General features: G+C 51.0%; 21 protein-coding genes. 9 read left to right on the top strand and 12 right to left on the bottom strand.

The window, feature by feature from the left end:
• The first annotated feature begins 8 nt into the window (after window positions 1–8).
• Complete coding sequence (locus AC1DF0_RS05805) at window positions 9–1,037, top strand: GGDEF domain-containing protein (protein ID WP_477573341.1); 1,029 nt, start codon at window positions 9–11, stop codon at window positions 1,035–1,037.
• Window positions 1,038–1,041: 4 nt separating this feature from the next.
• Here AC1DF0_RS05805 and AC1DF0_RS05800 read toward each other — a convergent pair whose 3' ends face one another.
• The 3 genes from AC1DF0_RS05800 to AC1DF0_RS05790 all read right to left on the bottom strand — a co-directional run bounded on the left by AC1DF0_RS05800 (window position 1,042) and on the right by AC1DF0_RS05790 (window position 3,675).
• Window positions 1,042–2,418, bottom strand: coding sequence for a protein kinase domain-containing protein (locus tag AC1DF0_RS05800; protein WP_477573340.1), 1,377 nt, complete (start codon window positions 2,416–2,418; stop codon window positions 1,042–1,044).
• A gap of 97 nt (window positions 2,419–2,515) precedes the next feature.
• Entirely contained in the window at window positions 2,516–3,397 is an 882-nt protein-coding gene (locus AC1DF0_RS05795) for a PP2C family protein-serine/threonine phosphatase (protein WP_477573339.1), read from the bottom strand.
• Window positions 3,388–3,675 carry a hypothetical protein gene (locus tag AC1DF0_RS05790; protein ID WP_442050130.1) on the bottom strand — a complete coding sequence of 96 codons (288 nt, stop codon included), beginning with the start codon at window positions 3,673–3,675 and terminating at the stop codon, window positions 3,388–3,390. The genes AC1DF0_RS05795 and AC1DF0_RS05790 overlap by 10 nt, the downstream gene beginning before the upstream one ends.
• 282 nt (window positions 3,676–3,957) lie before the next feature.
• On the opposite strand from AC1DF0_RS05790, the gene AC1DF0_RS05785 reads away from it, so the two are divergent.
• From AC1DF0_RS05785 to AC1DF0_RS05775, 3 genes are all read left to right on the top strand, one after another.
• Window positions 3,958–4,212, top strand: a complete 255-nt coding sequence (locus AC1DF0_RS05785; RefSeq protein ID WP_442050131.1) for a ribbon-helix-helix domain-containing protein — start codon at window positions 3,958–3,960, stop codon at window positions 4,210–4,212.
• A gap of 5 nt (window positions 4,213–4,217) precedes the next feature.
• Window positions 4,218–5,357: a DNA polymerase III subunit beta gene (gene dnaN, locus AC1DF0_RS05780; protein WP_442050132.1), complete on the top strand. Its 1,140-nt coding sequence runs from the start codon at window positions 4,218–4,220 to the stop codon at window positions 5,355–5,357.
• Window positions 5,358–5,447: 90 nt separating this feature from the next.
• A complete protein-coding gene (locus AC1DF0_RS05775; protein WP_442050133.1) occupies window positions 5,448–6,185 on the top strand; it encodes a Bax inhibitor-1/YccA family protein in 738 nt (245 codons plus the stop codon).
• Between the two features lie 654 nt (window positions 6,186–6,839).
• On the opposite strand, the gene AC1DF0_RS05770 is transcribed toward AC1DF0_RS05775, so the two are convergent.
• The 3 genes from AC1DF0_RS05770 to AC1DF0_RS05760 all read right to left on the bottom strand — a co-directional run bounded on the left by AC1DF0_RS05770 (window position 6,840) and on the right by AC1DF0_RS05760 (window position 10,033).
• Entirely contained in the window at window positions 6,840–8,165 is a 1,326-nt protein-coding gene (locus AC1DF0_RS05770) for an ABC transporter substrate-binding protein (RefSeq protein WP_442049420.1), read from the bottom strand.
• A 138-nt stretch (window positions 8,166–8,303) separates the two neighbouring features.
• Window positions 8,304–9,137 (bottom strand): carbohydrate ABC transporter permease, encoded by an 834-nt coding sequence (locus AC1DF0_RS05765; protein WP_337100822.1) that lies wholly within the window; start codon window positions 9,135–9,137, stop codon window positions 8,304–8,306.
• The gene (locus AC1DF0_RS05760) at window positions 9,137–10,033 is read right to left on the bottom strand and encodes a carbohydrate ABC transporter permease (protein WP_442049419.1); all 897 of its coding nucleotides are present in this window, start codon (window positions 10,031–10,033) and stop codon (window positions 9,137–9,139) included. Before AC1DF0_RS05760 ends, AC1DF0_RS05765 begins: the two co-directional genes overlap by 1 nt.
• 240 nt (window positions 10,034–10,273) lie before the next feature.
• On the opposite strand from AC1DF0_RS05760, the gene AC1DF0_RS05755 reads away from it, so the two are divergent.
• Window positions 10,274–12,154 carry a cache domain-containing sensor histidine kinase gene (locus AC1DF0_RS05755; RefSeq protein ID WP_442049418.1) on the top strand — a complete coding sequence of 627 codons (1,881 nt, stop codon included), beginning with the start codon at window positions 10,274–10,276 and terminating at the stop codon, window positions 12,152–12,154.
• A 3-nt stretch (window positions 12,155–12,157) separates the two neighbouring features.
• The gene (locus AC1DF0_RS05750) at window positions 12,158–13,801 is read left to right on the top strand and encodes a response regulator (protein WP_477573338.1); all 1,644 of its coding nucleotides are present in this window, start codon (window positions 12,158–12,160) and stop codon (window positions 13,799–13,801) included.
• A gap of 357 nt (window positions 13,802–14,158) precedes the next feature.
• Here the strand turns inward: AC1DF0_RS05750 and AC1DF0_RS05745 are convergent, their stop codons facing one another.
• The 3 genes from AC1DF0_RS05745 to AC1DF0_RS05735 form a co-directional block, all read right to left on the bottom strand.
• The gene (locus AC1DF0_RS05745) at window positions 14,159–14,389 is read right to left on the bottom strand and encodes a cold-shock protein (RefSeq protein WP_337100818.1); all 231 of its coding nucleotides are present in this window, start codon (window positions 14,387–14,389) and stop codon (window positions 14,159–14,161) included.
• Between the two features lie 174 nt (window positions 14,390–14,563).
• Window positions 14,564–15,199 carry a hypothetical protein gene (locus tag AC1DF0_RS05740; RefSeq protein ID WP_442049416.1) on the bottom strand — a complete coding sequence of 212 codons (636 nt, stop codon included), beginning with the start codon at window positions 15,197–15,199 and terminating at the stop codon, window positions 14,564–14,566.
• 91 nt (window positions 15,200–15,290) lie between these two features.
• A complete protein-coding gene (locus AC1DF0_RS05735) occupies window positions 15,291–15,746 on the bottom strand; it encodes a DUF2269 family protein (protein WP_442049415.1) in 456 nt (151 codons plus the stop codon).
• Window positions 15,747–15,930: 184 nt separating this feature from the next.
• On the opposite strand from AC1DF0_RS05735, the gene AC1DF0_RS05730 reads away from it, so the two are divergent.
• A complete protein-coding gene (locus AC1DF0_RS05730; protein ID WP_337100816.1) occupies window positions 15,931–16,062 on the top strand; it encodes a DUF4023 family protein in 132 nt (43 codons plus the stop codon).
• Window positions 16,063–16,120: 58 nt separating this feature from the next.
• Here the strand turns inward: AC1DF0_RS05730 and AC1DF0_RS05725 are convergent, their stop codons facing one another.
• A complete protein-coding gene (locus AC1DF0_RS05725; protein ID WP_442049414.1) occupies window positions 16,121–17,434 on the bottom strand; it encodes an SMI1/KNR4 family protein in 1,314 nt (437 codons plus the stop codon).
• Between the two features lie 141 nt (window positions 17,435–17,575).
• Here AC1DF0_RS05725 and AC1DF0_RS05720 point away from each other — a divergent pair, with 141 nt between their 5' ends.
• Window positions 17,576–18,526, top strand: a complete 951-nt coding sequence (locus AC1DF0_RS05720) for a DUF4261 domain-containing protein (protein ID WP_477573337.1) — start codon at window positions 17,576–17,578, stop codon at window positions 18,524–18,526.
• 42 nt (window positions 18,527–18,568) lie between these two features.
• Window positions 18,569–19,747, top strand: coding sequence for a DUF4272 domain-containing protein (locus tag AC1DF0_RS05715; RefSeq protein ID WP_442049412.1), 1,179 nt, complete (start codon window positions 18,569–18,571; stop codon window positions 19,745–19,747).
• Between the two features lie 106 nt (window positions 19,748–19,853).
• Here the strand turns inward: AC1DF0_RS05715 and AC1DF0_RS05710 are convergent, their stop codons facing one another.
• Window positions 19,854–20,180 (bottom strand): hypothetical protein, encoded by a 327-nt coding sequence (locus AC1DF0_RS05710; RefSeq protein ID WP_477573336.1) that lies wholly within the window; start codon window positions 20,178–20,180, stop codon window positions 19,854–19,856.
• Window positions 20,181–20,204: 24 nt separating this feature from the next.
• Window positions 20,205–20,903: a pirin family protein gene (locus tag AC1DF0_RS05705; protein WP_477573335.1), complete on the bottom strand. Its 699-nt coding sequence runs from the start codon at window positions 20,901–20,903 to the stop codon at window positions 20,205–20,207.
• Window positions 20,904–20,995 lie beyond the last annotated feature (92 nt).

Raw genomic sequence — 20,995 nt, 5'->3', positions numbered from 1 at the left:
TTTGGGCCATGTCTACGATTATTCTTGGCTCGATGCTCCTTATCCATTATGTGTTGTCAGCGCATGTGCCTTTCTTAACGCCGGTGAACTATCTGTTTAACGGCATGCTCGTACCTAACGCGATTTTTCTGCTGCTCGTGCTTGCGCTGGAAATCGTCTACCGCAGATGGCCGAACGGAATGGAGCTTGCGACGGTCATTTCATCCATATTAACCTCGCACTCGTACTTCTACTTTATCCATGACAGCTACGATACTTTACCTATCATTCTTATATTCCCATTGCTTATCTCGATGATGTATTTCAAGAAACGTTATTTGATCATAACGTTAGCGATGTGTCTGATAGCCATGGCAGCCCTCTATGTTCAACCCGGCCGTTATGTGAAGGAGGAGGATCTCATCGAGATCATTATAGTCGGGAGCATCCTATTCTGCGCGGCCATGACCGGCCTTGGCGTTATCCATCGCAGCCATGCGCTCGTGGAAAAGCTTGATCAATCGATGCAATCCGAACAGGAGCTGCTCGTCCAAACGATCGTGATGGAGAGAATGACGAAGATCGATCCCCTAACCGGACTGCATAATCACAAGTCGTTCCATGAGTATTTTGCACAATTGCTTGAACAATATAACCGAAGTCCGTTTCCGCTCCAGCTTGCGATACTCGACATCGACAATTTCAAGCAGGTCAATGACACATACGGGCACTGGGTCGGAGATATTGCGCTCAAGCAGGTTGCCGCTTGCATCTCCAAGCACATTACCGCCAATGCCTTCGCTGCCAGATATGGCGGTGAGGAATTCGTCGTGCTGTTATGCGAGACGAGTGAGGCGGAAGCGTATGCTTCCATTGAACGCCTTCGCAAATCGATTGCGTTGAACCCTGTTGCCGAGCTGAATCGGCGCCCCGTCACCGTAAGTGTCGGCCTGCATGCCGTTGCGCCGGGCGAGACGAAGGCCTACTGTTTTCAACAAGCCGACCATGCCTTATACGAATCCAAAAATAACGGCAAAAATCGAACGACCGTGCAATAGCGTTCTATTCCGGACCAAGGCTCTCGATGAGCGTTACCGTTTCTCCTCTCTCCAGCTTCGTACCTGCGAGCGGGTACTGATCAACTATCATTCCTAACGCAATGGACTCGCTATAGCGATATTCTACTTTGTAAGCCATGTTCCAGGTCCTAAGGTCTCTAACGGCAGAGTCGCTGCTATGTCCAATATAAGCAGGCACACGGAATCCCCGATTCAGCACTAGAAGGGAGAACACGATAACGATAATAAGGAGCAGGCCTCCGCCTCCAGCAAAACGCATCCACTTCGGAACGGCGCGGCGTCGAGCAAGCGAGGCGCGCACCTGCTGCTTCTTAGATCGTGAAGGCTGTGGAAGCGAACGCGGGGGCTGAGGCAGCTTTGAATGAGGCGACTTCTCTGAAGGAGATACGCTTCGTTCTTTTTTGCCCGCTTCAAGCGCAGCTTGAAACGATTGCAGCGATTGGAAGCGATCGGAGGCGTGTACGGAAAGTGCCTTCATCAGCACCGCTTCCTCATGAGGTTGAATGACCGCGTGAAGCCGCAAAGGCGGGACAAGCGATTCCCGATCCAGCCTATCCAGCGATTCAGGCGGAATCCGACCTGTGATTGCCCGATATAACGTTGCCGCTACCGCATACAGGTCGGTCCACGGACCTTGCTTTCCTTTCGTTCGATATTGCTCCTCCGGCGCGTAGCCCGGCTTTAAGACAACCGATAGGCTATGCTCGCCAGCCACTTGCCTGGCAGCCCCGAAGTCAAGCAGCTTTACTTGGCCGTTCGTTGTTATATAAATGTTTTCCGGGCTAATATCCCGATGCAGCATGTGATGCGCATGAAGCTCCTGCAGCACATCCATGATCGGACGCATAATGCCAAGCGCGATAACAAACGGTACGCGTCCGCCCTGCATTTTCAGAAACTCCTTGAACGTCTGCCCTTCCAAATAATACATGACCAAATACGCCGTTCCATTTTCCTTGAAAAAGTCACGCACCGTCACTATGCCCGGATGCGGTCCTAACTTGAACACCCGCCTGGCTTCTTCTAGAAACTGATCGAGCCCATACGCGTACCGCTGCTGCGCTTCCCCCGAATATACGTTAATAGGCGGCTGATTGAGACTTCTCGTCGCCAGCTCGCGGGGCAAATATTCCTTAACCGCCAGCTTCGTCTCGAGACTGAGATCCCATGCCAAATACGTAATGCCGAAGCCGCCTTGCCCCAGCACCCTGCCGATCAAGTAACGGCCGTTCAGAATCGTACCCGGCATCAAATGCCATGGAGCGCTTGGCAGCGTGCCTCCCGCATAACCGCAGGAAGGACATACTGCCGTCCGGTCCGTCCATTCCATGCACCCTAAGCAAATGCGATCATCTCTCATCCCTATGCCCGCCTTTTTTAGTTGCCAAGTCATGTAGAAGCGTCGAAAGGCTGATATGTATGTACCGAGACCGTATAAGAGTGAAACGATAACATTTCTATATTTTCAAAATAGCGACGGTTGCATTATCCTGATACGGACGTTCCTCTTCGATTATCCGCTGCACCATATATTCCGCTGCCAGCTGAGGCGTAAGCTTCGCCGCTTCACTCATCAGCGGCTCCGTCAGCCCGTCATAGAAGCCGTCGCTGCATAACAAGATCCAATCCTCCGGCTGTAGGTGAAATGGCGTCCAATTACGATCAAGCTCCCGCAGCTCCGGGATACCGAGATAACTCGTAAGCAGCATCCGCTCCGGATGCGTATCCGCTTCTTCACGGGTCATAAGACCGGCTTTGACGAGCTCATCCAGCTGCTTCGCATAGGTATGGTCCTGCGTAAGTGCCCGTAAAGTACCTTCGCGGTACAGGTATATTCGGCTATCGCCGGCCGAAGTCCAATACAGCCGGTCTTCCGACACAACAACCGCAATAAGCGTCGTGCCTACGCCCCATTCAAGCCCATGCTCTATCGCCAGCCCATAGACATCGCGGTTAGCCGCGTGAATCGCCCGCTCCAGCGCTTGCGGAATGCTCTCTTCATCCGCTTTGTTCCTATAAGCTTGAAGCATCGATTGCACAGCCAGTTGACCCGCCTCGCCTCCCATTGCAAGCCCGCCCATACCGTCGGCGAGTACGGCCAGTACGCCGCGCCTCTGAATCGCCTCTCTATCGTGAAGCTCGGAGAAGCAGTAGGAATCCTGCTGCTCCTCCCGTTCTCCGATATGCTGAGCGATTCCCGAAACAATCTGCACTGGCACAACGTCACGCTCGGACTCAGCCAGCGCTTCATCAATATGCGGCTGGCTGCCGGATAGCAACMCCACGATAAGGATCATAAATACAAGGCTGCAACCGATCATCATCCACATCACAACCATGAAATCACCTTGAACAATAAGGAAATCGCGCCTATGCCAAGTCCGATAATCGAAGTGAAGATTCCAACTCTCGCTAAGCCTGGTCGCTGTGAATCGATGCCTTTGAAGCCGAGCAACAGTCCAATAACTCCGCACGCGATGCTTAGCAGCCACGTCCACCAAAATAGGATGCTGCATATGCCGAGTATCATCGATGCAAGGGCATGACCGTTCAATTGGCGGTAACCTCTCGGTTTACCCGGCCGATACGGATTGTAATACGGGTAACGATTGCTCATGCGCCCACCCTCTCCGGCCACTATTATACTCATCCATATGGATAGGACTTTCGTTTTATGCCAACCGCCGGGCAACGGCCAAAAAGGCTTGCCGAAGCGGAAGTTGTCCCGTTTCCGCAACCTTTTTATCCATGAACATGACTTCATTAGATTGTGCGAAAAAGTGCTTATCGCCAGCCTTCGTTGCAAATATTGCCAATCACAACTAGGCATGGTAAAGTTAAGTTAATGAATATTTGAAATAGGTTACCTTAATCAAATATAGCGAGGAGCTTAATCCCTATGCCCGCGAAAAAAATAAAGCTCGGCATTCCCGAGCACGAAGGACAGCTATCGATCATGTTCTCGCAAGGCGGGCCTCGTACCGGCGCCGGCCGCAAAGGCATTGGCGAAACGAGAAAAATATCGTTAACGCTGCCTTCGTCAACTTGGGAGCAGATCGAGTCCCAATGCGAGAAGGACGGACGTTCACGATCGGAAGTGATACGAAACATGATTGAAGCTTACTTGTCCGATCAGCAAACGGGAGAACAGTGAGCGCGATGCGAGTTGAAATTGCGAGACACGACCTCCATCACGCCTTGCAGCATGTCGCGGCAGCACTGCCTTCAAGGCCTGTCCAGCCCATTCTCGCAGGCATTAAGCTGCAGGCCGATATGCGCCAGTTAACGTTGACCTGCACCAAACTAACGATGACATTGCAATATCAATTGCCCTCTTCCTCCGATTCGCTTGCGGTTACGCAAGCAGGAAGAACCGTCGTTCCCGCCCGTTACTTCATCGATATTGTCCGCAACTTGCCAGAAGGCATCGTTTCGCTCGAGTTAATCGAGAGTACAATCTTGCACATCCAAGCCGGCCAATCCAACTACAGGCTCGCAACGATGAATGCTGATGAATTCCCGAATACTCTGCATGGCGTAGCGCGCTCATTTTTCCTTATCAACAACGGGGAGCTGCGAGGTATGGTGAAGCAAGTMGCTTTCGCCGCCTCTACATCGGAAGCGCGCCCTGTCCTTACCGGCGTCTCCATGTCCATACTCGAGGATGGACGTAAGCTGAAGCTGCTGGCAACGGACGGCGTTCGGCTCGCATCCCGCTCCTCGCGACTTCACGCAGATGACAGCGGCAGCTTGCCGACAGCTATCGTCGTTGAAGCTAAACATCTGCTCGACTATTCGAAAATGCTAACCGACAACGCCGGCGACACGCAGATCAGCTTCAGCGAACACGGTGTGCGGTTCGCCACAAGCAGCTTCAGCATGCAGACATCGCTTATTCCAGGCCAATTCCCGCCGACCGACAAGCTGCTGCCGTCCGCCTTCTCTACAGCTACAGCGCTCAAGCTGAATACCGCCTCTTTTGCTGAAGCGGTCGGACGAGTATCGCTGTTGGCAGGCAATATGCACATTATCGGACTACGCATCGGAGAAGATGATGCGGAATTGTTCGCCGCTTCGCCCGACATCGGCGATGTGACGGAAGCTGTGGCGCTTGCGGAGAGGTCGGGGGAAGCGATTACGGTATTTTTTAACGGGAAATATATGAAAGATATGGTTGATGCTATTGAGAGCGAGCATATATACTTACGCCTGACAGGAAGAGAGAAACCGATCATTATTGAAACTACGCAAGGGCATGATACGTATTACATTCTTACTCCGATCCGAAGCGCCTATTGATGCCGCAGCGAAAGAAATAGTCATTGCTAGTGGATGAGCATCATAGGATGTGATAGAATCGGGACAAAATGATGATGAGGTGAATTACCCATGTTAGGAAGAAGCGGTAATCCGACATTAAGAGATCATACGTTTGATCGGCACGGCAATTCGTTGAATGACGCGATGACGATCAACGGAACGGTCAATAAAGCGTTCATTACGCTCGCATTAATGCTAGGCGGCGCGTTCTCGACTTGGAACATGTATTTCAACGGCCAGAACGTCATGGGCTATATGATCGGCGGCGTTATTATCGGTCTTGTGATGGCGCTTATCATAAGCTTCGTGCCAAGAACGGCGCCGTACTTAGTACCGGTTTACGCCATAGCAGAAGGACTTTTCCTCGGCGCATTGTCGGCTAATTACGAATCGCTGTACAACGGCATAACGATGCAGGCAGCACTGCTGACGATGTGTGTATTCGTAGCGTTGCTCCTCGCATACAAGACAAGACTTATTAAAGCAACGGAAAACTTCAAGCTTGGCGTATTCGCCGCAACAGCAGGCGTTGCCCTTCTTTACTTGGTAAGCTTCGTGCTCGGAATGTTCGGCATCAGCGTACCTTTCCTGCACAGCAACGGCCTGATCGGCATCGGTATCTCGCTCGTTATCGTCGTCATCGCTGCACTCAATCTCGTGCTGGACTTCGACTTCATCGAGAACGGCGCACAGCGCGGCGCTCCGAAGTACATGGAATGGTACGGCGCGTTCGGCCTCATGGTCACGCTCGTATGGCTCTACATCGAGATGCTCCGCCTGCTCTCCAAAATCTTCAGCCGCGACTAATCGCGGTCGCTGCATAGAAGTAAACATAGAAGAAGCCATCCCGGCGTGGAATGGCTTCTTCTTTGTTTGGCTTGTTTGCAACGGTAACCTGACTGCTGCGATTTGAGAAATAACTGGAATTCCTCCTGTTAATTTGGACGGCATTACGCCATCGCGATCAATAACGGGAATTACTCCTGCTAATTGTCCCGTATTTCCTCCGCTCTTCCTATTTGCGCAATATTAACAGGATTTTTTCCAGTTAATCGTACGAATTCTCCGTTTATCGAGAAATTAACGGGACTATTTCCAGCTATTTCGACATTGGCCTGAACCGACCTGGGTTCGGTTAAGATGGATAATCCCTCTTATTTCCGTTCAAAAGAGCGATATCCAATGAATAGGATGGATTACTAAGCTTATCCTACTCATTTTATAACAAATGACAATTCCTTTAGACGATTCCAAGTTTATAAGATGGGAATTTCATCCTATTCACTATATAGCGGTTGATTTGGAGTCAGTAGGATGGAATTTCCGTCTTAACCTCTACTTCTCCGCTTCCGCTCCGCACGCAACAGCATGCTGCCTCAATTAACTATCCCAACGTGCACAAGAAAAGCTCCGACCGCGCAGCTTGAGCTGCTTGATCGGAGCTTACTATCTTACTCGCTATTATTTCTTCACGATATCTTGTACCGCTTTGTCAAGCTTCGAGAGCAGCTCGTCGCCCGAGATTTGCTTGCCGAGGTACTCCTGCATCGCCGCGCCCCATTGTTGCGTGATGCCGTCCGGGAAGCGGTCCCAGTTCCAGCTTTTCACTTGCGAAGGGTTGGCATTGGCGAATAGCGCGAAGTCGCCGCCGATGCTGCCGATTGCTTCAGGGTTAGGCTCGATCGAAGATAGTGCAGGTACGAATTTGAAGTCTGTTGCGATATATTTTTTGCCTGTTTCCGAAGTAACCATCCAGTTCAGGAACGCTTTTGCTTCTTCCACGTTAGCGGATTTGCTGTTCACGATCCAGTTGTTCGGAACGCCTGTGAATACGTTTGGCGTATCAAGAAGCGGTACAGGCATCATACCTAGGTTCATGCCTGGCGTTACTTCGTCGATCATGCCTTGAATCCAGTTGCCGTGTTGGATCATCGCATACTTGCCAGCTGCGAATTCAGCAACTTGCGTATTGTAGTCCGTCGTCAGAGCGTTCTTTTGTCCGTTCGCGAACATAATGTCTACGAGGCGTACCCATTGCTTCATCGTAGCGTCGTCTTTCAACGTTTTCGTGCCGGCTTTCACTTCTTCGATGAAGGCAGCAGGGTCAGCTTGGTTAGCAAGCGCGATGTTCAGCGTGTGGATACCCATCGACCACCACTCGTTCGTCAAAGCAAACGGCGTAATGCCTGCGTCTTGCAGCTTCTTCGCAGCAGCTTCCAGCTCGTCAAGCGTCTTAGGAAGCTCCGTGATGCCAGCTTTGGCGAACAAGTCTTTGTTGTACGTGAAGCCGTAAGCTTCAAGGTTCATCGGCATGCCAAGCAGCTTGCCGTCACGCGAGATTTGAGCTTTAGAAGCTTCTACAAGATCCTTCGCCCATGCCTCGTTGCTAAGATCAGTAGCACGATCCACGTAAGGGTCGAAGCCTGCCCAACCGCTGGAGTTGAAGATTTCCGGCTCTTCGCCAGCCGCCAGCTCGGCTTTCAGCAATGCGCTGTAGTCCTCACCGCCGCCATGCGTCTCTACGTCAACCTTAACGCCTGTCTCTTTCTCGTATTCCTCAGCCATCTTATTAAGCGCTTCCGCAATTTCGACTTTGAATTGGAAGATCTTAATCGTTACGTTCTTCTTAGGCGCCTCTGTTTGTGCAGCCTCCGTAGGTTTGTCCGTTGCTTTCGTACCGCCGTTATTTGCCCCTTTGTTATTGCCGTTATTGCTGTTGTTGCCCCCGCACGCAGCCAGCACGATCACCATAACCGCGACGAGCATAAGGAAAGATAATTTCTTCATCTTACATGACCTCCCGCAACTTTATTATTTAACAATTAAAGCCTTTTCTTGTTTACATCGTCATTATAGTTGTGCAACAAACTAGCACAACACCGAAATTATTGAACAACTAGGTGTAATATTTTGATTATTTACGCATTACCCTTTAACAGAACCCGCTGTTATGCCTTCGATAATGTGTTTTTGCAGGAAAAGGAAGAAAGCAATTACAGGGAGCGTGCTAAGCGTCAGCGCCGCCATCGCCAAATCCCATTTGCGCAAGTATTGTCCGAAGAACTTCTGTACGGCGAGCGGAATCGTCGTCATATTATCGTTAATGACTAGCATCGGCAATAAGTAATCATTCCAAATCCATAGTACGTTCAAAATAATAACGGTAACCGAGATCGGCTTCAAGAGCGGGAACACGATTCTCCAGAAAACGCCGTACGGGGAGCAGCCGTCCATGACCGCAGCCTCTTCGATCTCCAGCGGCACCGACTTAACAAAGCCGTGATACAGAAACATCGAGAGCGATATACCAAAGCCCATGTAGCAAATAACGATCCCGTGAAAATGTCCTCGAAGCTCCAGCCACGACGTAACGCGCATAAGCGGCAGCATGACCGATTGGAAAGGTATGATCATGGCGGCGATCAATGCTGTAAGCAACAGCTTATTGAATGTCGTCGGCCTGCGTACGAGCCGGTAAGCCATCATCGAGCTGATGACGACCAGCGTCAACACGCTGACCGAAGTTACCAGGAATGAATTCATGAATACGCGCGGAAATTCTACAGCTTCCCAGGCTCTCTGAAAGTTGATGAAGCTAATGCTCTCCGGCAAGGATGAAGCATTGAGCAGAATATCGCCCAGCTTCTTGAACGAGTTGACGATCAAGAAGTAGAACGGAGCAATGAATAATAATGCGAGTAGAATACCGATAATCTCTGTAACGAACAGGAGCGGCGTATATTTTTGTCTTGTTTCCATCAGGCTTCCACCTCCTGCTTCTTCGTAATCCACACTTGCGTAACCGTGATGAGCGCGACGCCGAGGAAGAAGATCATCGCCTTCGCCGTCCCAAGTCCGTATCTGCTATAGCCAAGCGCTTCGCGGTAAATATTCAGCGCGATCGATTCCGTTGCGTTGCCCGGTCCGCCCGAAGTGAGCGACAAGTTCAGATCGAACATTTTGAACGCGTTCGACGTTGTGAGGAACAAGCAGATCGTAATCGCGGGCATAATAAGCGGTATTGTCACCGAACGAAGCATCTGCCACATACCTGCGCCGTCGATCTTCGCAGCCTCGATCAAATCCTTCGGCACGCCGATCATCGCGGCGATGTAGATAATCATCATATAACCGGCCGTCTGCCAGACGAACACGATAACGATGCCCCAGAAGGCCGTATTCGGCGTTCCGAGCCATTGCAGATTGAAGAATCCGATACCTGTCGCCTCGCCGATCGCGGCAAAGCCCCTTACAAAAATAAAATACCAGATGTAGCCGAGCAGCAATCCGCCGATGACATTCGGCAGGAAGAAGATCGTCCGCAGCACATTGCGGCTCTTCAGGTTGCGGCTAAGCATGAGCGCCAGCAAGAAGGCAGTCAGGTTCGTAATAAGCACTCCGGCAATCGTGAACTTGAGCGTGAACAGGAACGCATCCCAGAACCTCTCGTCATCGGTGAAAATTTTCGTCAGATTACGCATCCCGGTCCATTTGGCGTCGCCTATATTAATGCCGTCCCATTCGGTAAACATATAATAAAAACCCATAACAAACGGCGCGAGCACAATCAGAATGAAAGCAATGAGGCCTGGACCGACGAATACGGTCTGCTGCGCCCATTCGCTCCATCTTTTTCGAGTGAATCCTTTGGACATCGCGATCTAGTCCCCTTTCTCTATCTTCGTGTCACCTGTGTAGGCCGTGGGTTCAGACAGGCTTACGCTTTCCCCACATCCAAAGTATAAAACCACGCTCCCTATGCGGACTACCGAGGATGATGATAACGTTGGTGGAATATATTGACCATCCTTGGCACAATCGGTTACTGTGTATCCACAAGGCGAAACGGCTGATGCCGTGAGCGAAGAGCGCCTATCAGCGGGAGGAATAGCGACTTGAAACCTGGAAAACCGTTCAACACGATACGAAATAAGCTCATGCTGCTTCTGCTGGCGGCTACCATTTTACCTATCGCAACGTCCATGATTATTTCCTATAACGCCACGACGGGCTCGATTACAGAAGAAGCGATTTCCAAAAACAAGCAGTTGCTCTCTTTAGGGAAAACGAACATTATGAACTACATGAGCAACATCAACCAGAAGTCGCTGGCCGTATACAACTCCATGAATGTGCCTCGCTCGCTGTATTATATTTTGGAGCGCAGCCTAGAGGATGAGGTATTCCCGAACGACTTGACGGATGTCATTAACAACCGCAACCTGCTCAAGGATCATCTGTACAGCATCTACCAAAGCGTAAGCGAATTCAATAAAGTTCGGCTCTATGTCGTCAAGCAAAACGCGACTTATTTGCTCTGGAACGACGACATCAGAGTCGGCGAAAATGACAAGGACACACTGGCTGAGACGGTCAAAAAGGCAACCATCGAGGCCACTCACCAAAGCCATAATTACGGACTTAACGTCAAGTCCGGCGCTAATGACGAGATGGTTTTTACGTTGCACCGCCCGATCTTCCGAGCGCCGAGCGAGGAGCTGCTTGCCGAGCTGTCCATCGACGTGCGCCTGACGGTGCTCGAGGATCTGAACCGCCAGCTGTACGACAGCGGCAAAGAGGATTTCTATATCGTGGATATGAAAGGGCAGATCGTTCTCGCCTCCAACCAAGAAGAGATCGGCGGCAAGATCGACCATGCTTGGATGGACAGCGTCTATAGTTCCAGTGAAGACAGCGGTCATTTCGACTGGACGGAGCAATCGTTCGAAGGAATGATTTTTTACGATCGGATCAAAACACCGTACATGGACTGGTACCTCGTCAAGCAGACGCCATACAGCCATCTGTACAGCGCCGCCGACCGCGTCGCGCGGATCAACATTTGGGTTGGCGCCGCTTTTCTAGCCATCGTCGTTATTGCCACACTATTCATTTCGATTACGTTCACGAAGCCGCTCCTGCGGCTGATCGGATATGTGAACAAGATCGAGACCGGCAATCTGAACGTCTCGATCGACATTCAAAGCAATGACGAAATCGGCCTGCTCGCCCGCCGCTTCCGCTCGATGATGCAGACGATCAACAACTTGATTTTGGCGGAATATCGGCTGGAGCTCGCCAACAAGACGAACCAGCTTAAGGCGCTGCAGGCGCAGGTTAATCCGCATTTTCTGTATAACGCGCTGCAATCCATTGGGACGGTCTCGCTTCAGCACGGCGACCACAAGGCCTACTCCCTCATTACTTCGCTTGGCAAAATGATGCGTTACCACATGAATACGATGGATTCGGTCGTCGAGCTAAACCGCGAGCTGCAATATGCGCAGGCTTATCTCGATCTGCAGAAGCAGCGCTTCGATACAGCGCTTGGCATTCAGCTTCAGATCGATAACGCCACGCGGCGTATTCTCGTCCCGAAGATGATTCTTCAGCCGCTGCTCGAGAACTTCTTCAAGCACGGCTTCGCGGGAGCGGATTCGCCGAGCGAGCTGACAATCGCAAGCTGGCTGAACGAGGATAGCAGCCAATTAACCATTCGCGTGCTGGACAACGGCATCGGCATATCGGATGAACGGCTCGCCGAACTGCGATATGAGCTGGATAAGCCGCTGTCTCATGGAATGCTGCAATCGCAAGCTCCGGCATCGCAGGAATCGGCTTCCGCATCGTCCCAGGAGGCTGGCGGCATCGGGCTTCAGAACGTGCTGGCAAGGCTTCGCCTTCATTTCCATCCATCCGCTGCGATGGAAGTGGAGCAGGTTCGCCCGCACGGCTTTTCCGTTACGATTCACATTCCGCTCGGCGAAGGAGAATGAGTCATGAAGGCTTTGATCATCGATGATGAGAAACATGTAAGAGAAGCGATCCGGCTCCTTGTTCCTTGGGATTCGTTCGAGATCGGTACACTGTTAGAAGCGCAGGATGGGCAAAGCGCGATCGAGCTGATTGAGAAAGAGAAACCGGAGATTATCTTTACCGATATGATGATGCCGAATATGGACGGCACGAAGCTGCTGGAATGGGCAGCGAAGCATGCGCCCGCAAGCAAAATCATCGTCATTAGCGGACATGACGACTTCAGCTTCGTCCGTACGACAGTGAAGTACGGCGGGATCGACTATATCCTGAAGCCGATCGATGCCGAGCAGTTGACAGCCGCGCTCGCAACGGCAATAGACAGCTGGAAGCGGGAGGAGAAGGAACGCAGCCGCAGCCTCCATATGAATATGGAGCTGAATCAGCTTAAGCCGATCTTCCTGGAGCAATATTTCTCCACATTGATCAGCGAGCCCGGCAATCACCCGGCATTCGCAGAGACGATGGAGCAGGAGCTTGGCCTTACGCTGCCGATGCCGCATACGCGCATCGCGGTTGTCAGTCTTGAACTGTCTCCTCCTGCCGTCAGAACCAAGTTCGCCGCGGGGCTGGACCTGCTTTTCTTCGCGCTGACGAATATATGCAACGAGTTTCTTCGCGTCAAAGGGCTCGGCTACGCGTTCCGTTATCGCGGAAATGAGATGGAGATGGCGCTGCTGCTATGGGGTGAAGCGAAGAATGCTCCTGAGCTGTTGGGCGAGATTAACGAGGCTATCTTCAAAGCGCTTAAGACGCGTTTCGTCTTCGGCATCGGATTGCCAAACGCTTTTCCAAACGATGCAGCTGCGTCCTATCAGCAGGCGAAGCTCGCTTTGCAGCGGCGCAATCTGCTCGGCAGCGGCTCGGACCTTCACTTCTACGAGCCAAGCACGGCCCATGCCGCTAAGAACCCGCTGCTTATGTGGAGCGAGCATGAGGAGCGAATTCGCTTCGCCGTCCAGAGTGGACAGCAGGAGCAAATCCGCCGCGCCATGCAGCCTTGGTTCGATGCGCTCGATCAGAGCGGGTATGTTTCACTGGAGCAGCTAGGCCAGTGGCGTCAACAATTCGAGCTGGCCAAATCCATGTGGGAAACGCATGATGACGGGGCGACAGTTGAGAAGAATGCAGGCATGCGCACAAGCAACGCTTACCCATTACCGGTAACTCAGCTTGGCMAATTCGATTATGAACAATGGAAGCACTCTGTATTCGATGAAGCATGCCAGTCTGCGAAGCGCATCGCCGAACGGGACAAGGAAAGCGGCGTTATTTACGACATTGCCAAATACATCGAGCAGCATGTGCATTCGGATATTACGCTGCAAGAGATCGCAAGCCGTTTCTTCTTGAGCAGGGAGTATATTTCGCGGAAGTTCAAGCAGGAAATGAACGAGAACATTTCGGACTTCATCGCCAAATGCCGCATTAAACGGGCGAAGGAGCTGCTTGCGAACGGACAGCTTCGCATCACGCAGATCGCCGAGCAGGTCGGCTTCCAAGACGAGAAATATTTCAGCAAGGTGTTCAAGAAATGGACAGATTGCTCGCCCAACGATTACCGCAAGCGGCATTACGGCGATGACGGCGGCGGCGGTGGAAAGTAAACGACGGGGATCAGGAAATGTTACCCCGTCTCTCGGTGCTCCGACAAAGAGGAAACGCTTCTCATTACGGACACCGGTAACACTTATACATCGAAAACGCGAATTTTCGCAATGTTGCGGACCATAGAGACCTTAATGGCTTTAATCGCACCATTATCCAACTAATTCGCATGAACTTGTAGCATTTAGAGCCGCTGCAGTCCGCTATTCTCATCAATTAGCTCTACTTGCGCTTTTAGCGACTATATGGTCCGTAACCAATAGACGTACAAAATAAAAAAGGAGATCGAAGCAGACGGCGCTGATGCCCGCTGCTCGATCTCCAGCCTTTAATTTAATCACGACAACCGCTAAACACTACGTAATTGCCGTTCCTTTTTTCAACGATTTCATGTCGGCATTCGTGTTGACTAGCGTAGGCAGCATCTTCATGCCGCTTACCATCGGTGCGTGGCAGAATGTGCAATTTGGAACGTGGTCAAACGCAAAGTTATCCCGCATCCAACTGTTGCAGCCCTCCGTCTCGCAAGTCCAAACCTTCGTGTTTTCCTCCGGCACTTCTTCGGCCGGTTTTTTACGATTATACATAGTCAGCCTCCTCCGCACAAAAAAGGAAAAACTGCCTCTATCGCGCACGCTTAGGGGCAGTTATCGTTTATGTACATCTGTAGTATTTGTAATTGGGTTTCATGTCTGACGACTAATCATATCGTACCATATTGACCAAGCAAAGGCAAATGATTACCAGCTCTTCAGCTCATATTATTCGCTTCCATAATATGCAAACAGAGTCTCGATCGGTTTAAAATACAGATGTCCATCCTCCCACGGCTGAAAATGCAAGTCCATTCGCGAATCGCCCCAATTGCTTGGCGTACCTGTCGTACCGAGCTTGCCCGGCAGCTCAGGCTGCTCCACTACCGCGGGAAATTCCTGATAACCGAACAATAGGTTCTCGTGCATAGCGATTATTTCATATTTCGGTCCATGGAAAGCTTGTTCCTCTTGCAGCTGGTAGTGGTAATAAATATAGCTGGCAGCCATCTCCGGCTTCAAGTGCGCGACGCGCCCCACGCGGCGTTCAACCGCTTCCTTGCGCAGCCAGTGTTCCCGGCTTGCCGGCGCGTTAAAGTGAAACACATCAATCATCGGAATCCACTTTCGCTTGATCGTTTGACCCGGCCAATCCTCCAGCAAATCCATTGCCTCCGGCATAAGAACATCCGCCTCTAGAGGCTCATTCATACATTCCGCGTAAACGAACAAATGATTTCCCCATCTGAATGCCGCACCCGTCATAAGCTGACCGCTGCGAACGAGCTGCAGCATCGTCTCGCCACAGGTTTCTTCTATGATTGCATCTCGCTTCAATTGCGCCCTCGCGATTACTCTATACATCGTCTGCCCAAGCCCCTTCCGCCTATTTCCATCTATTTATGCCAAAAAACCTGCCCTCGGGCAGGTTCGACTATGCACCGCTATTATAAACCTAAAATGTCGGCTGGAATACCATTAAAAGTATGAGCACGAAGGCGCTGGCATGAGCAATCCCTTCCAAACGCGACGATTTTCTGCCGATAACCGCATATTCCGAAGGTAAATCCTCTCCAGAGGTTTGCTCCAGCAAATCGATTTGCGCTTTCATCGTTTTCGGTAAAAATCCGATGACGACGATTTGCGTACCCAGATATACGACTATTGAGGCAATGAACCAAAACTGACTGAATAATGCCGTTTCTAAAATTCCCATCACAAGCCCGGTAATCAAAAGCGTTATACTGCCGACCTTCGGCATAATCTCGAGCTTCTTCAGCAGTTGCAGCGTATACTTCGCCTGCGTCACCGTCTTGGCGGATTTGGCGATGATCGGGAACGAAAAAGCCGCTCCAAGCCCCATCACTGCCCCAATAATGTGAATGAACAGCACTACAACATACACATCCATACTAACACCCCTATCGAAGAGTTTATTAATGAGCCTGATGGACTAATATGATGTAGTTCTTACGGCACAAAATAATAATAAGGGAGAGTTCACATCTCGCGCAATTATAATTATTTTTTGGATAAGATAAGCATGCGGATTGTGCAAGATACCTGTAAGAGGTAAAGACGAGGAGGTGACAAGGATGGAAAGCACAAAGGAGTTTGTAGATAAGGTGCATGATACACAGCGCAAGGCTGAACGAAATAAGCGTCGCAACGGCCAAGGCTCGCCAGCCAACAATCTTGGCAACAAGCAGCACAGCACGAATAAATAACTTCAGCAAATAACTAGCCGGGACGTTTCTACGTTCCGGCTTCTTTTTTCATGCCAGCTTATCGCCATTCAGCCGCAAAATGCGAGAGAACCAGATCGACCCGCTCTTTTTCCTTTCGAAGCACCGATTGTCGTTTAACCACTTCCAATAAATTTATCAGTAATGCAGCATCAGGCTCTCCGCTCGGAGAAGCTTTTCCCCTGATCATTAGCCCTAATCCGGAAACAGCCGTATGTCGCTGCACATCGTTCCCTGCAAGCCATTGCCTGACATCGCTCCATTCGGGCTCAGATACCGCGAACAAGCTGTCCCAGCCATCGATCGGGAATGAAACATGCTTCTCCATCCAGGTAAGAGCGGCGCGATTGCGAAAAAACCTCAACGCTCCGTTTGCCGTAAAGCCGCTTATTTTACGACCTTCATCCGTACGTTCCAGCTCGCCGCATACCAAATGCAGCCCCTCAGCAAACGGCAAACATGCGGCGGTCAAGTAGTGGAGCGGCTCTCCAACCAATGAATACGAATGCGAGGCATCACGCCATAAAGACCGCACCCAATCGGTCGCAACCGGACCTACCGTACCGGCAAGCAGCACGCACCACTCTTTTTTGCGGTGCGATTCGGACTCACTTTCCAACCTTTGCTGCCATTCACGAAGCACGATAGCCGAGTCATATGTGTCGAATGCTTCCTTAACCCGCTCATCTTCAAGACCATGCATGGAAGCATATAAAACAAGCTTTTCTAAATTCGATGCAGCATCCGCCAGTGTCGTCGACAGATATTGCTCGATCCACTCTGTCCATCCGAGTGCCGCCTCTCCATGCAGATCAAGTCCCTGACTGTCGCAGTAAGACTCGTATTCACAGCACTCCGCCCCTATACAGCTGAGTGCGGTTACACGCTCGATGTATTCCTGAAAAGAAGGCGCCAGCAAAACAAATTCGTCCGTCTCATGATTCCAGCCTACAACGGCAGGATCTTCCGGATCCTTTTCCCTGTCGAATAGCACGTAATCCCCGTTGTGCGCGCAATAGAAAGCCAAATACCGACCTCCAGCCACATCCAAATCGCCGCCGAAATCCGGCCATTCCATATCATCTAAGCTCCACCCGAAATCGCCCGAAGACGAGAACCGCACAATCGTCCAATCCGGCAGCCACCACGTCACGTTTACTTCGCGGGAACCCTCCCGCAATATTTCGCGCACCGCTTGCGGCAACGCTATTCCGATTCGTCGCTCCGCTTCCAACAACTCCTCTTCTTCGGCAGGAGGCTTGATGGCAAGCGGCCGGACGCGGGCTCCTCTCCGCCCCAACCTCTCCAGCAGATTTACCCACTGCTCCGCCCATGTTGCGAATCTTTCCTTCATCCCCTCACTCCTTTCACTTCAACGTAAATTGTTTGTGCATCGATAATCCGACGTTCAAAACTTTAGGCCTCTCCAAACTATAAAATGTTTTGTCGATATATGGAAGGTAAACATTCAACCATTCGATGAGGAGGTAGAGTTATGCCAAAAGGTTTTTTCACACAGGGAGTAGCTATCCTACTTTCACGCTCCGTATCCATCCGTAGCATTGAAGCTGCACTGAATGAAAGATTTAGTACCGATCATATAAAAGAAAATGCCGAGCAATGGGTCTTCAGCGGACCAAGCCTGCTTATTCGGCATCGTCCCGAAGTAGACGGCGTCATTACAGTCGATATTGTCGATCGCCGTTGGCCCGATGATATGGGAGACCCTGCAGTAGATGCGACATTGTTCGGCGCTTGGACGATGGGCTTCTTCGGCCCTTATACCTATCCAGGAAATTTAGAGCGTTCCGCTCAGCAAGCATGGGGTTACCCCGAAGGGAGACAAGCCGTCGAAGAACATACCGCATTTATACGCATTCGATCCACCTATACCTATGGGGCAGCAAACGACGAAACCCCTGTCTTGCCCGCCGATTACGACGCTTTTGCGGAGCTAATGGAGGTAACCGCCATTGCGCAAGCTTTGCTTCGCTTGCCTGAAGCGCTCTGCTATTTCAACCCGAACGGAGAATGCCTCGCTTCCGGCGCACGGATACAAGAGCTATTCGAGCGCTTTGAGCAGTCTCAACTTCCTCCGCTTGAGTTATGGTCTAACGTTCGCCTCTTCAACCTGCCGCAGGAAGAAAATTGGCTGTTGATGGATACGGTAGGCATGCTCCAACTGGACGCGGACGATCACGAAGCGGTGTTTGACCGCCGCTCCCATGATCCGAACGAGGTCGCCAACTTTCTGCGGAACGTGTCCGATTACGTGTACAAGAACGGTCCCGTCATCCAAGACGGCGATACGATCAACGGTCCCGGCAGCATTGACTGGCAAGCCTTTTCGCTCGAGGAAGGACTGGGCAATCCGCCTAGAAGCGTACTGCGATGGTTCCCTCTCGATGGGAACGAACTACCGTCCGGACTAAATCCGAACAACTAACGAATGCCTATTATTTTAACTTGAAAAAGAGTGGAGAGTTCAATGAAAAACTGTGCAATCTACAGCTCTAATTTCGACCTTAATCAGGTCTTGGACCTTATCAAAGCGCTATATCCGAAAGACAGTATCCAAGTGACCGAAGACGGCACAAACATTCAAGTGACCCGCAAAAAATGGTTCGCTAAAACCGTTAACCGCTTTACGATCATGACCAGTCATACCCAGCCTGACGAGTTTGCAAAAATGATTAACGGAATGGGAAATTTCTTCGCGCAGCTGCAGGCTAAAAACAGCCTCGTCCACGAAAAGCTGCTGATCAAAATATCGACACTCAACATGGTCATCGGCATCGAGACGGAGGAGGAAATTTCCGACGCGTTCTATAAAGAATTGCTCTCGATTGCGGAGCGGTTGGACGGCCCCGTATTTTGGGGAAGCCGACAGCTGCTTCATTGGGACGGAAAGCTTCTGATGGATCTGGACGGCAACTCGGAGGTGAATGATTTCAAAGTTACAGCCCATACCAGTCTGTTGCACGGCGATCTGAAAGAGACGGAAACGGCGCTTAGTCGCAAAAAGCGGTCAGAGAGGATCTTGACGGAACGCGGCATTCCGTTCAACAAGAACTTGCCTGCGGCGCTGCCGGACGAAGGCGCCTGTATTCAGAGCGTAGATGATATTACAAAACGCGCCGTTGCCTTGTGCATCGTGGCGTTGAAGGGCGAGTGTGTCGGCAGCGGCGAGAGCGAGGAGGATACAGACGAGGTTGTCGATCGGGTTACGGCTCTGTATGGCGCATCTGATTTTTTCTCGCCCCTTGAAAAAGCTTTTATTCGTAACCGCAGCCCTAAGATAGACGAAGCCGCTCCTTTCTCATGGCGTTACGAGGGCTATCTTGTGATGCTATGGGCGCTAGGCTTTGTCCAGAAGCTGGACGAGCCGACCGGCGTATGCGACGTTGGAGCAGCCGTTTCTATTTTGAAGCGATATGACAGCTTTGAAGCATTCAAATCGAGTGCCCGGTTGCGAAGCGTGAATGAAATATTGGACGCAGCGGACCTCATTTACCGTTATAACTGGGTGTGCGTGGACAGCAGGATTAACGATAGCCAAACGCCCGGGGATTTGGATAACGGCGTCGTGTATGAGAGGCATTACGCGCTGAATTGGCTCATTCGATACAAGGACCAGCCATGGGACGAAATTAAAACCGATACGTAATCCACCATCATTACATGGTGGGTACAACGATTATAAGCTCGGCATATAAAAATGAAAGCCCGGATATGCATTGCGCATGTCCGGGCTTCTTTCGCTTTCAACACGGTTAAACGGAATATTCGTGCGGATAATACTCAATGCGGGATTGAGCCTTAATGGTCAGCAGCCCTTGCTCAATGCCATATTCAACTGGTGCACTGCCGACGTAATACCAAGTCTTCAATGTCGGCTTGTCGTCATACTCGTAGAAAATAAACACGTTAAGCTCTTCTTTAAGCTTCAAAATCTCTTCGATCGTCTCGCTCCAAGACACCTCTATATCGATCTGCCATCCGTCTCCATCTTGGTTCAGCGAGAAGCCTACATCCTGCTTGCCCGAATCGATAAGCATCCGACCGCTAACCGCATGCTTTACTAGCAGCGTTTGTCTCACCTATTTCCTCTCCCTTCGGGGACGTTATGGAAGATCGATCAGCATGAAGAAAACATCTTCCTCAGCCGTAAGCGTCAGTTCGCTCTCGCGCTCGATCTCCGCCGTATCCATTGCCGTCATAGATTGACCTAGCGCGGCCAGCTTGCCCTCTATGACATATATAAACAGGTTGCGTCCTTCGCCAGCCTCATAATGAATCGATTGATTGCGATCCAGCTTGCTCAGGTAGATCGTCATGCGTTGTGCAATCAATGCCGCTTGCCCAGGCAGCTCATCCGAAACAACGGGCAGCAACGCATTATGCAGCTTGGCCGTGTCGAAGCTCTTCGCCTCATAGGACGGAGCTGCCCCGCGTTTCTGCGGCATGAACCACAGCTGGAGCAACCTGAGCTCCTCATCCGGGCTATCGTTGAATTCGGTATGAATAACGCCGCTGCCGGCCGACATGCGCTGTACTTCGCCGAACGAGCTTACGACGCGATTGCCCAAGTTGTCCTCGTGGCGGATACGACCGTTCAGTACGATCGATACAATCTCCATATCGCTGTGGGGATGCGCGCCGAAGCCTCGTCCTGGAGCTATATAATCGTCGTTGCATACGCGCATTACGCTAAAGCCTGCTCGACTCTTGTCTTGATAACCTCCGAATGAATAAGCTGGATAGCTTCGCAGCCAGCCGAGATCCGCAATATGCCGTTCAGATGCAGGAAATAGGTTTATCATCGTTTCTCCTCCAAACTGAATTTATTAACTTACTTATTTATAGCAGGTTTTGCGATCTCGATCAAGCGAAAAAAAGGAAGCCAAGCCGCAGC

The organism is Paenibacillus sp. 05T425 (assembly GCF_056396205.1).
This window is presented reverse-complemented; position numbering and strand designations above follow the sequence as displayed.

Bases quoted from the DNA above. Each gene is read 5' to 3' on its own strand.
- AC1DF0_RS05735 (WP_442049415.1), bottom strand. From the start codon at position 15,746: ATGGATGTGTATGTTGTAGTGCTGTTCATTCACATTATTGGGGCAGTG.
- AC1DF0_RS05715 (WP_442049412.1), top strand. From the start codon at position 18,569: ATGAAAAACTGTGCAATCTACAGCTCTAATTTCGACCTTAATCAGGTC.
- AC1DF0_RS05770 (WP_442049420.1), bottom strand. From the start codon at position 8,165: ATGAAGAAATTATCTTTCCTTATGCTCGTCGCGGTTATGGTGATCGTG.
- AC1DF0_RS05785 (WP_442050131.1), top strand. From the start codon at position 3,958: ATGCCCGCGAAAAAAATAAAGCTCGGCATTCCCGAGCACGAAGGACAG.
- AC1DF0_RS05760 (WP_442049419.1), bottom strand. From the start codon at position 10,033: ATGTCCAAAGGATTCACTCGAAAAAGATGGAGCGAATGGGCGCAGCAG.
- AC1DF0_RS05765 (WP_337100822.1), bottom strand. From the start codon at position 9,137: ATGGAAACAAGACAAAAATATACGCCGCTCCTGTTCGTTACAGAGATT.
- AC1DF0_RS05775 (WP_442050133.1), top strand. From the start codon at position 5,448: ATGTTAGGAAGAAGCGGTAATCCGACATTAAGAGATCATACGTTTGAT.
- AC1DF0_RS05740 (WP_442049416.1), bottom strand. From the start codon at position 15,199: ATGTATAGAGTAATCGCGAGGGCGCAATTGAAGCGAGATGCAATCATA.
- AC1DF0_RS05705 (WP_477573335.1), bottom strand. From the start codon at position 20,903: ATGATAAACCTATTTCCTGCATCTGAACGGCATATTGCGGATCTCGGC.
- AC1DF0_RS05745 (WP_337100818.1), bottom strand. From the start codon at position 14,389: ATGTATAATCGTAAAAAACCGGCCGAAGAAGTGCCGGAGGAAAACACG.
- AC1DF0_RS05800 (WP_477573340.1), bottom strand. From the start codon at position 2,418: ATGAGAGATGATCGCATTTGCTTAGGGTGCATGGAATGGACGGACCGG.
- AC1DF0_RS05720 (WP_477573337.1), top strand. From the start codon at position 17,576: ATGCCAAAAGGTTTTTTCACACAGGGAGTAGCTATCCTACTTTCACGC.
- AC1DF0_RS05790 (WP_442050130.1), bottom strand. From the start codon at position 3,675: ATGAGCAATCGTTACCCGTATTACAATCCGTATCGGCCGGGTAAACCG.
- AC1DF0_RS05725 (WP_442049414.1), bottom strand. From the start codon at position 17,434: ATGAAGGAAAGATTCGCAACATGGGCGGAGCAGTGGGTAAATCTGCTG.
- AC1DF0_RS05805 (WP_477573341.1), top strand. From the start codon at position 9: ATGTCTACGATTATTCTTGGCTCGATGCTCCTTATCCATTATGTGTTG.
- AC1DF0_RS05730 (WP_337100816.1), top strand. From the start codon at position 15,931: ATGGAAAGCACAAAGGAGTTTGTAGATAAGGTGCATGATACACAGCGC.